The 10,602-nt window shown below is 62.3% G+C and carries 10 protein-coding genes; 8 read left to right on the forward strand and 2 right to left on the reverse strand.

Going from position 1 to position 10,602, the window contains the following annotated elements; genetic code table 11:
- Positions 1-29: 29 nt before the first annotated feature.
- The gene (locus ACH2EI_RS05325; protein WP_395159355.1) at positions 30-2,162 is read right to left on the reverse strand and encodes a thioredoxin domain-containing protein; all 2,133 of its coding nucleotides are present in this window, start codon (positions 2,160-2,162) and stop codon (positions 30-32) included.
- 88 nt (positions 2,163-2,250) lie between these two features.
- On the opposite strand from ACH2EI_RS05325, the gene ACH2EI_RS05330 reads away from it, so the two are divergent.
- On the forward strand, positions 2,251-2,517 hold the full coding sequence (locus ACH2EI_RS05330) for a GlsB/YeaQ/YmgE family stress response membrane protein (RefSeq protein ID WP_395151805.1): 267 nt from the start codon (positions 2,251-2,253) through the stop codon (positions 2,515-2,517).
- Between the two features lie 23 nt (positions 2,518-2,540).
- Here the strand turns inward: ACH2EI_RS05330 and fabI are convergent, their stop codons facing one another.
- Positions 2,541-3,323: an enoyl-ACP reductase FabI gene (fabI, locus tag ACH2EI_RS05335; RefSeq protein ID WP_395151803.1), complete on the reverse strand. Its 783-nt coding sequence runs from the start codon at positions 3,321-3,323 to the stop codon at positions 2,541-2,543.
- A gap of 251 nt (positions 3,324-3,574) precedes the next feature.
- On the opposite strand from fabI, the gene cysS reads away from it, so the two are divergent.
- From cysS to ACH2EI_RS05370, 7 genes are all read left to right on the forward strand, one after another.
- A complete protein-coding gene (gene cysS, locus ACH2EI_RS05340) occupies positions 3,575-4,699 on the forward strand; it encodes a cysteine--tRNA ligase (protein WP_395159357.1) in 1,125 nt (374 codons plus the stop codon).
- Between the two features lie 148 nt (positions 4,700-4,847).
- The gene (locus ACH2EI_RS05345) at positions 4,848-5,630 is read left to right on the forward strand and encodes a lysophospholipid acyltransferase family protein (protein ID WP_395151799.1); all 783 of its coding nucleotides are present in this window, start codon (positions 4,848-4,850) and stop codon (positions 5,628-5,630) included.
- 76 nt (positions 5,631-5,706) lie between these two features.
- Positions 5,707-7,725: a threonine--tRNA ligase gene (thrS, locus tag ACH2EI_RS05350; protein ID WP_395159359.1), complete on the forward strand. Its 2,019-nt coding sequence runs from the start codon at positions 5,707-5,709 to the stop codon at positions 7,723-7,725.
- Positions 7,725-8,246, forward strand: coding sequence for an HIT family protein (locus ACH2EI_RS05355; protein WP_395151795.1), 522 nt, complete (start codon positions 7,725-7,727; stop codon positions 8,244-8,246). Before thrS ends, ACH2EI_RS05355 begins: the two co-directional genes overlap by 1 nt.
- Positions 8,247-8,364: 118 nt before the next feature.
- Positions 8,365-8,838: a hypothetical protein gene (locus tag ACH2EI_RS05360; protein WP_395151793.1), complete on the forward strand. Its 474-nt coding sequence runs from the start codon at positions 8,365-8,367 to the stop codon at positions 8,836-8,838.
- Between the two features lie 12 nt (positions 8,839-8,850).
- Positions 8,851-9,537, forward strand: coding sequence for a CDP-alcohol phosphatidyltransferase family protein (locus ACH2EI_RS05365; protein ID WP_395151791.1), 687 nt, complete (start codon positions 8,851-8,853; stop codon positions 9,535-9,537).
- 40 nt (positions 9,538-9,577) lie between these two features.
- Positions 9,578-10,561 carry a phosphatidylinositol mannoside acyltransferase gene (locus ACH2EI_RS05370; RefSeq protein WP_395151789.1) on the forward strand — a complete coding sequence of 328 codons (984 nt, stop codon included), beginning with the start codon at positions 9,578-9,580 and terminating at the stop codon, positions 10,559-10,561.
- Positions 10,562-10,602: the final 41 nt, after the last annotated feature.

Below are 10,602 nucleotides of genomic sequence, written 5' to 3' on the forward strand. Positions count from 1 at the left end.
AACGTGACACTCCCAGACTCGGGTCGGGATCAGATGTCAGGTTCGGGTGACGTTTCAACGGTGGCTTCGGCTGGGTTGGGGGGCAGCGAGATGCGTTTACCGGTGAGGAGCTCACTGAAGCCTTCGACGGTGTCTTGTGGGGCCTGGCAGGCGTGATCTCGACAGACGTAGACGTAGCCATCTTCGCGGCCCTCCCATAGTGGCGAGTCGTATGGCTCACCCCAGGCCAGCACGGTGTCAGGCCGCCAAACCGACTGGGCCATGCGCAGGAGGTCGGGTCGGTCGCCGACGATGACGACTTCGGTCGTGCCCCGACGGCGCAGGTCGGCGGCGATGAGTGCGTTCGAGAACATGCCGATGCCCTGGTCGACCTGGGTGCCGAGCAGCTGCAGGATGCGATCGGCCTGGTTGGAGTAGCGCATCTCTCCGGTGAGGCCGGCGAGTCGGTAGAGCGCCAAGGCTGCGGTTGAGTTGGCCGACGGCAGCGCTGTGTCGGTCAGATCCTTCTGGCGAGCGATCAGTGCTTCTGCGTCTTCGGCGATGGTGAAGACTCCGCCTTCTACCGGATCCCAGAACCAGTCGAGCATCGTGTCGGCGGTCTCGATGGCCGCTTCGATCCAGCGCGCCTCGCCGGTGGCTTCAGCAAGCCGGGTGAACGCGTCGACGAGATGGGCGTGGTCGCCTGCGAGTGCTTCGTGGCGAGCCTGCGGTGCCCCATCTGCATGCCAGGTGCGGTTCCAGCGGCCGTCGGGCCGACGGAGCTCGCGAAGTAGGAACTCGCCGTTCTTCTTTGCAGCTTCGAGCCAGGTCGGGTTGTTGAACACCGACGCGGCCTCGGCGAGGGTGGCGAGGAACATGGCGTTCCATTCACTGATGATCTTGTCGTCGAGACCAGGCCTCATGCGCTCGTTGCGAGCCTGCGCCATCCGGAAGGTGCCGTAGTCGAGCTCGCGGGGTCGTTTGAGTACACCTCGGGCCTGCAAACGATTGGGAATTGAGCGGCGGACGGGTGTGTCGGTCTTCTTCTTCTTGTTGCCGGCTTTGTTGCCGACGCCGGTCTTGGCGCCGTGATTGATAATTTCGTAGTTGCCCTCGTCAGTGATGTCGTACCAGTCGATGGTTGCCTCGACGATTTCTTTCTTGACGTCGTGCATCGCCGCGCGGGCCTCAGCGGGAGTCCACGTGTGGAACAGGCCCTCGACGCCCTTTCCGTCTGCATCGGGGGAGTCAGCATCTTCAGCCGAGTACCAGCCGCCGTCGGGGTGTTGCAGCGTTGTGAGCACGTAACCAATGGTCTCGATCAGGACCTGACGCCACTGCGGCTGGCCGAGGACGACGAAGGCGTGGAGGTAGGTCCGCACAAGTAGGGCCTGATCCGGCAGCATCTTCTCGAAATGCGGCGTGAGCCATTCGCGGTCGGTCGAGTAACGGGCGAACCCGCCACCGATGTGGTCGTACATGCCGCCCGAGCACATGGCGTCGAGGGTGGTGACGATGATGTCCTTGGCGGCGTCGGCGCCGTTGGACATGTAGGCGCGGAGCATGAGTTCGAGGTTGAACGTCGACGGAAACTTTGGTGCCTGACCGAACCCGCCCCACTCGGGGTCAAATGCCTTTCCGAGGCCCTGTACCGCGTTGTTCAGTTGTTCGACGTCAGGGATTTCGGTGCCGGCCGAGAGTCTCGCGGTGCGATTGACGGCCGTCATCAATTGGCAGATGTTCTTGCGAACGTCGTCGGGCCGCTCGTTATAGACCTCGGTGATTGAGGTCAGCAGTTGGAGGAACTGTTCCTTCGGGAAGTACGTGCCGCCGTAGAAAGGTTCGCCGTCGGGCGTCATGAACACGGTCATCGGCCAGCCACCGCGACCGGTCATGGCCTGCACGGCATCCATGTAGAGCTGGTCGATGTCAGGACGTTCTTCGCGGTCGACCTTGACATTGACGAACAACTCGTTCATCTTCGCTGCCACCTCGGCGTCTTCGAAGCATTCGTGGGCCATAACGTGGCACCAGTGGCACGACGAGTAGCCGACCGACAGCAGCACGGGAACGTTGCGGGCCTTTGCCTCGGCAAACGCCTCGGCTCCCCACGGGAACCAGTCGACTGGATTGTCTCGGTGTTGCCGCAGGTAGGGAGACGTCTCGTCGGCAAGCCGGTTCATGATCGGGAGGGTAACGCCACACGAACCAGCGATGACTGCGCGCTGGTTCTTCGGGTGAGCCCAGGCGCAGATGGCTAGCGTCACGGTCATGAGCATCGTTGGCTGGATCGTCGTCGGATTGATTTCCGGTGGCCTCGCCCGGTGGATCGTTCAGGATGACCGCAGCGGTTGCGTGTACACGATGATCGTCGGCGTGCTCGGAGCGCTCATTGGCGGCTGGCTGATGTCAACGATCGACAGTGAGGGTGTGAACGAGTTCTCGATTCGGAGCATTGGAGTAGCGGCAATTGGTGCGGTGCTCTTACTCCTGGTGCTCCAGGCCATTGCGGGGCGCGGAGCGACTCGTCGGCGCTGACCGATCTCGACGGCTGAGCCCGCCTACACACCAGTTGCGTGAAAGCCGCCGTCGCAGTGGACGATCTCGCCGGTTGTTTTCGGGAACCAGTCGGACAACATGGCGCAGACAGTGCGCGCCACGGGCTCGGAGTCGTTGACGTCCCAGCCCAGGGGAGCGCGGTCGTCCCAGATGTCTTCGAACTTGGCGAAGCCAGGGATTGACTTGGCTGCCATCGTGCGGATCGGGCCAGCGGCAACGAGGTTGCAGCGGATGCCCTGTGGCCCAAGCTCCTTGGCCAGGTAGCGCGACAGGCTCTGCAACGCCGACTTAGCGACGCCCATCCAGTTGTAGGCAGGCCAGGCAACTGAGTTGTCAAAGTCGAGACCGACGATCGAACCGCCCGGCTGCATCAGCGGCACGAACGCGTCGGCGAGGGCCTTCAGCGAATAGGTCGACACATGCATCGCGACGGCGACGTCGTCCCATGGGGCGTCCATGAAATCATCACCGAGGCACGACGCCGGTGCGAAACCAACAGCGTGCAGCACTCCATCGACCCGTCCCCACTTTGTGGCCAGCGCATCACGGACCGCCACGCCGTGCTCGGGCACAGTGACGTCGAGTTCGAACACTTCGATTTCGGAACCGTCCGGGTTTGTGCCGAGCTTGCGGGCGGTGCGCTGCGTTAAACGCAGTGCGCGACCAGCGCCGGTGAGGACGATGTTCGCACCCTGTTCCTGTGCGATCTTCGCCACGCCGAATGCGAGTGATGCATCCGTGAGGACGCCGGTGATCACAATGTTTTTTCCGTCGAGCAGACCCATGAGCCGAAACGTAGCCGCTGGAGCACCCTGATTTTGTGTGAGCGATAGCAGCCTCGGTTGCCGGAATCGCTCACACAAAACGGAGCCGAGGCGTTTGTGCGAGCTGAAGCGGCGTCGGTTGCTGCTATCGCTCACACAAAACGGAGTGAGCTGTGACTCGCGCCCGACACTCAAGGGGGTGTTGCAGCGATGTGGCACGCTGGCCCTGTGACATCAATGGGAATGAAACAGGGCACTGCGAGCGTTGAGCGATGACGATGCAACTTTTTGACACAGCACGCCGCGAGATCGTCCCCTTCGAACCCGGCGAGAACGTCTTGATGTACACGTGCGGCATCACGCCGTACGACGCGACCCATCTCGGCCACGCCGCCACATTTATCGCGTATGACATGCTGCAGCGCAGGCTGATCGACATGGGCCACACTGTCAGATGCGTCCGTAACGTCACTGACGTCGACGATCCGTTGTTCGCCAAAGCCCGCGAACTCGGCGTGCATTACCTCGACCTTGCCGCATCCGAAGAAGCTCGCTTCGAGCGCGACATGGAGGCGCTCAATGCGTTGCCCGTCGCATCGAGCCCGCGAGCATCGTCTGCCATTCCTGACATCCGCGGTTTCATCGGCATGGTGCTCGACCGGGGTTTTGCCTACGAAGCTGGTGGCTCGGTGTACTTCGACGTGTCGAAGGTTGACTCGTTCGGTTCGATGAGTGGCTACTCCGAAGAGCAGATGCTCGCCTACGCGAAAGACCGCGGCGGCAACATCAACGACCCGAACAAGAAATCACCGCTCGACTTCGTTCTGTGGCATCCCTCCGCATCTGACGAGCCGGCGTGGGACACGATGTGGGGCGCAGGCCGCCCGGGCTGGCACATCGAGTGTTCTGCCCTTGCGTTACGTGAGCTCGGCACGACGATCGATCTGCACGGCGGCGGTGCCGACCTGATCTTTCCGCATCACGAGTGCGAGAAGGCGCAGTCCGAAGCGGCGACCGGCGAGCAATTCGTCAAGCACTGGATGCATACGGCACTCATCTCGATGGACGGCCAGAAAATGTCGAAGAGCCTTGGCAACCTCGTGTTCGTTGATGCGCTGCGTGCTGAGTACGACCCGCGCTCGATTCGCCTGGCGATCATCGAACACAATTACCGGGTCGAATGGGAATGGGACGACGAGTTGATGCCGCGCAATAAGGCGCGCCTTGAATCGTGGCTCGCCAACGACGCGTCCAACCTCGGCCTGCTGGACGCGGTGCGCGATTGCCTCGACGACGACCTCGACACACCGGGTGCACTTGCCGCGATCGATGCCGCTGCAGCCGCGGGCCAAGGCGTTCGCGAGGCAGCAGAACTGCTCGGCGTCAACTTCGAGTGATTCTCGCGCAGGGTTGCGGCGCGCCGCACCACCTGCAACGCACGCAAGACAGGACAAGACGTGATGGGTCGTGATGTGAGCGTCGCTTTACCGTAAGTTCATTCAGGCGCCTCACCTGCGCAACTGCAGTGTCCTAGTGTTTGGTTTCATGAGTGACGGCCCAGGAGCGGGCAATCTGCAACGCCGGGTGCGCAAGATCGGCGCTCCCGTTGTGTCGATATTGTGGGATATTCAGCTCAGTGGCTACGAGCGCCTCCCGGCCGACGGCCCGGCAATCCTGTGCCCGAATCACATTTCATTTCTCGACTCGGCGTTCTTGGCGTTTACGGTGCCGCGCAACATCTCGTTCGTGGGTAAGGCCGAATACATGGACTCTTGGAAGACCAAATTTCTGTTCCCGGCGTTGGGCATGATCCCCATCGACCGTTCGGGCGGATCAGCGAGCAACGCTGCGCTCGACGCCGCAGAAGAAGTACTTAACCGCGGCGAGTTGTTCGGGATCTATCCCGAAGGCACCCGGAGCCGCGACGGCACCCTCGGCAAGGGCCGCACCGGTGCAGCGCGGTTGGCCATGAAGGTCGGCTGCCCGATCTATCCGGTTGGCATCGTTGGAACCGACGAAATCCAACCGCCGGATGCCAAGGTCCCCAAGCTGCGCAAGACCGCCGAAATTAGGATCGGTCGCCCGATCAAACCCGAGCGGTACATGAACCGCGGCGCAGAGCACATGGCATGGCGCTCGATGATCGATGAGGTTATGTTCGAGGTCCGCGAGCTGTCAGGTCAGACGTACGTCAACCAGTATCACGGCCAGACTGCTGAGACGGAGCCGACCGTTGCTGCCCGTGTGGGCAATGTCACCGACGCTGCGAACCGGTTTGAACAGCAGCAGGTCGACGAAGCGCGAATCGCGCTCGCCGCAAAGGGCTGAGCGCTGGTTCCCGAGCAGGGGCCAATCCGAAACGGTTCGCCGGACAACGAGCCGTCGCTTCTATCCTGGGCTGTTCATGTCGAACATCACGATCTCGCTTCCTGACGGAACGACGCGCGAATTGCCCGAAGGCTCAACTGCCCTCGATCTCGCTGCGTCGATTGGTTCAGGCCTCCGCAAGGCCGCTGTGGCCGCAACGATTGCCGGGCACGAGACCGACCTCACCACCACGCTGACCGAGGGCGATGTGGTGTCGATCATCACGAACGACACCGACGAGGGCCGTCACGTCCTGCGCCACTCGACGGCCCACGTCCTCGCTCAGGCGGTGACGCAGCTCTACCCGGACGCGAAGTTCACGATTGGCCCAGCCATCGAGAACGGCTTCTACTACGACTTCGATCTGCCCAACGGCAAGACGTTTAACGACGACGATCTCGTGCTCATCGAGAAGCAGATGAAGGAAATCGTCAAGCAAAATCAGCCGTTCACGCGCTCTGAGCACACGATGGCACAAGCAAAGGAACTCTTCGCAGACCAGCCGTACAAGGTCGAAATCATCGAGCGTGTGGAGTCAATTCAGCAAGATGGCGGCGCAGCCGACTCCGAAGATGCTGGCGAAGTCAGTGGCGGAGGCGTGATCAGCGCATACCGCAACACTGACGAGTTCGTCGACATGTGCGTCGGGCCGCACGTGCCCAGCACCGGCAAGCTTCCCTTCTTTAAGTTGCAGCGGGTCTCCGGCTCGTACTGGCGTGGCAACGAGAAGGGTCCGCAGCTCCAACGCGTCTACGGCACGGCCTGGGAGTCAAAGCAGGCGCTGGCCGATCATCTCCATCAGCTCGAAGAGGCACTCAAACGCGATCACCGCAAGATCGCTGTCGAACAAGACCTACTCAGCTTCCCGAGCAAACTCGGCGGCGGCCTCGCCGTGTGGCATCCGAAGGGCGCCATCATCCGCAAGCTGATGGAGGACTACAGCCGTCAGCGCCACGAGAACGGCGGTTACGACTTCGTCTACTCACCGCACCTCGCAAACGCGAACCTCTTCGAGACGTCTGGCCACCTCGACTTCTATGCCGACGGTATGTACCCGCCGATGGAGATGGACAACGGCACGTATTACCCGAAGCCGATGAACTGCCCGATGCACTGTTTGATCTTCGACAGCCGTCAGCGCAGCTACCGCGAACTGCCGCTTCGCCTCTTCGAGCTTGGCACCGTCTACCGCTACGAGCGTGCCGGCACGCTGCACGGCCTCATGCGGATCCGTGGCTTCACACAGGACGACAGCCACATCTACTGCACCGAAGAGCAGCTCGCAGGCGAAGTCGCTGGCCTCCTCGACTTTGTGCTGTCGGTTCTCCGTGCGTTTGGTTTCGAAGAATTCACGTTCAACCTGTCGACGCGTGACCCTGACAAGTCGGTTGGCACCGATGAGATCTGGGAGACCGCAACGACGGCGCTGCGCGAGGCGCTCGACTCCCACGGCCTCGAATATGCGGTCAAAAAGGGCGATGCAGCGTTCTACGGTCCCAAGATCGACATCGACGTTCGAGATGCCATTGGCCGTTCCTGGCAGCTGTCCACCATTCAGGCCGACTTCAACCTGCCCGAGCGGTTCGACCTCGAATACGTGGGCGCCGATAACAACAGGCATCGGCCGATCATGTTGCACCGCGCCCTCATGGGGTCGATCGAACGGTTCTTCGGGGTACTCATCGAGCACTACGCCGGCAACTTCCCGACCTGGCTCGCGCCCGTGCAGGTTCGTGTGCTCCCTGTGTCGTCACCTCACGAGGAGTACGCTGCAGAAGTCGTTGCAGCCCTCAAGGCCGCAGGCGCACGCGTCGACATGGTTGCAGCGGACGATGGCTTAGGCAAACGAATCCGCAACGGAAAAATCGATAAAATCCCGTACGTGCTCGTCGTGGGTGACGACGATGTCGCGGCCCGCACAATCGGCGTGAACATCCGTACCGACATGCAGGCCGAAGGCGCGCCTGATGTCGAGCGCGACGTGCCACTCGATGGTTTTGTTGCCCGTTTCCAGGCTGAAGTCGCTGACGCCGAGACTGCTGCACTGCAGGCCTGATGCTCGAACGGATCTGGTCGGGGTGGCGCTCAAGCTACGTGGTTGGCGTCGGAGCGAACCCGGCAACGGGCAGCGAAGCGGACGATCCGAGCGTCTTCACACAGTTACTCGAGTCCGGATTGCCAGACGAGGAGACGCACATCGTGCATCGTGCGGAGCACGTCTTTTCGATCGTCAACATCCATCCGTACACGTCCGGTCATGTGCTCGTCTTGCCGTATCGCGAGGTGGCGGAGATCGAGCTGCTCACAGCCGAGGAGAGCGCGGAACTCTGGGCAGTCACGACGCAGGCGGCTGCGGTGGTGCGCGAGGAGTATCGGCCGCACGGCATGAACATTGGGCTCAATTTGGGCCGTCCAGCTGGTGGCTCGATCCCCACACATCTCCACATGCACGTTGTGCCGCGTTGGAACGGCGACTCGAACTTCATGTCGACAATCGCCAACGTGCAGACGCTGCCTGAGGCACTCGTCGTCACTGCCAGCCGCATTCGTACAGCCTGGAACGCGCCGACCGCCTGAACGCGCAGATCGCCTGGTCCGCAGATCGCCTGGCCCTGCGATCGCCTGGCCCTGCGAGACAAGGTTCCGGGCGTCACAGGTGGCCCGACCTCCATGTGGCGCTCGTAGGCTGATGGCGATGACCGACGATCAAATCGACGTGCTGCCTGACGACTTGAACCCGGCGGGGTTCGTTGGCGCCTATCTGTTTCCAGACAACAGCCGTCGGCGCTGGCCCGGAGCGATGTACTTGGTGCTTGCAGCAGTTGCTGCGCTCGTCTACTTCGTTGCGACCGACGCCGCCGTGGTGAACACCGGCTGGCTCGTTGGGGCCGGGGTGCTGGGCGCTGTCGGAATTTTCTCGATGACGAGTGGCTGGCGGATGAGTATTGACGAAAAGCAAGCACTCGTTGCAGCCCAGGGTGCGGTCGGTTTTGCCGTCGGACATGCTTCGGCCCAGCAGGTCTGGCGGGGCTTTCGGAGCCGCCCGACATGGCGCGTGCTGTGCTACTCGGCCGAAGAACCACCCGTCCAGCGCGGTCTGGTTCTCGTCGATGCTGTCGACGGAAAAATCCTGGAGCACCTCATCGAGGAGAACGACGAGACCGAGTAAGGTCGTTGCAGCATGTTTGACGGCACTTTCAGAAAGCCGGTCGACAGAGCGGTGAAGCCGATCGGCGCACTTCTGCGCAAGACCCGCCTCACCCCCGACCATCTCACCATCGTTGGCCTGCTGGTCGGCATTGCAGCGGCAGTGGCCATTGGTTTCGGCCGTCTCTGGGTCGGACTCGCCCTCGTCATTCTAGCTGCGCTCCCCGACCTCCTCGACGGGGCACTGGCCAAAGCCTCAGGAACGTCCAGCCAACGGGGTGCCTTCTTTGACTCGACGGTCGACCGCGTCACCGACTCACTGCTCCTCGGCGGTATCGGCTGGCATTTCGCCCTCACCGAAGATCCTCGCATCGTGTTGCTTCCGTTTGCTGTGGCGTCGGTTTCTTCGGTGATCAGCTACCAGCGGGCCAAGGCAGAGTCGCTTGGAATCGAAGCCAAGGGTGGTCTGATGGAGCGCGCCGAACGAATCATTGCGCTCCTCATCGGCCTCGCCTTCAACGTTCTCCTCATTCCGATTCTCTGGATCATGTTGGTACTCACCTCGATCACGGCGGTTCAGCGATTTTGGAAGGTCTGGACGGCAGCCGACGTTGCACCAGTGACGGCTGCCCGGATCGAGATGCGTCGATCACGTCGCCAGAGCCGCCGAGTTGCTCGAACCGCGCTTCGCCGCACCAGCATCCCGCGCCGCAAGCCGTGAGCGGCCCAGCAGCGGCGCCAGAGTCACTGCGCAACGCTGCGTGAGCGACGAACGGGACTCGAAGGCTTCGGACACTCCGAGTTGGGGCAACCTCGCCGATCCGCGCTGGCACGCCGACCAACTCGCGAATCGCATCACCACGAACTCCTACAAGGCAGGTGCGCTCGCAGCACGACTCCTGCCTCGGGCGCTAGCCGCTGGGCTGGCCACGCCTGCCGGTTTGGGTGCCAACTTCGCGAGCCCGGAACGCCGGGCAATGATCGAGCGGCATCTCCAACGCGTTGACCCCACGTTGCGCGGCCTACGGCTGCGTCGAGCTGTCCAGGAGTCGTTCGATTCCTATGCCCGCTACTGGATCGAGAGCTTTCGGCTGCCGACCATGTCAAAACGCGCGGTGGCCCGATCCTTCCGAGAAGATGGCTACCACCACCTCCTCACAGCGCTCGATGCTGGAAAAGGAGCGATCATCGCGCTGCCGCATCTTGGCGGTTGGGAATGGGCCGGCCGCTGGATTGCCGACCGCGGGCACCCGATCACCGTGATCGTGGAGCGACTTGAGCCTCCTGAGTTGTTCGACTGGTTCGTCGATCTGCGATCCAAGCTCGGCATGACCGTCGTCCCGGTCGGCCCTGAGGCGGGCAAGGCGGTCATCCGGGCGCTCAACAGCAACCACGTCGTGTGTCTGCTGTCTGATCGTGACATTCAAGGCGGTGGCCCCGAAGTGGAGTTTTTCGGTGAGCGCACCACGTTGCCCGGCGGTGCAGCAACTGTCGCCTTGCGGACCGGAGCGCCAATTCTCCCGACCGGCATCTACTTCACGGACCGATTCGATGGTCACCTGGGGTACGTCCGTCCGCCGATTCCTGTCGAACGGCAGGAAAAACGACTTCGTGATGACGTTCAGCGGATCACTCAGCTCATTGCTCAGGAACTGGAAGTCCTGATCCGGCGCGCCCCGTCGCAATGGCACCTGTTCCAACCCAACTGGCCCAGCGACCCCGGCTACGAACATCACCCCAGATAGAGCGCCGCTCGGAGCGTGGGCCATCAGGCCTCGCCGTACCC

This window comes from Ilumatobacter sp., assembly GCF_041688325.1.
Taxonomy (GTDB): Bacteria; Actinomycetota; Acidimicrobiia; order Acidimicrobiales; family Ilumatobacteraceae; genus Ilumatobacter_A.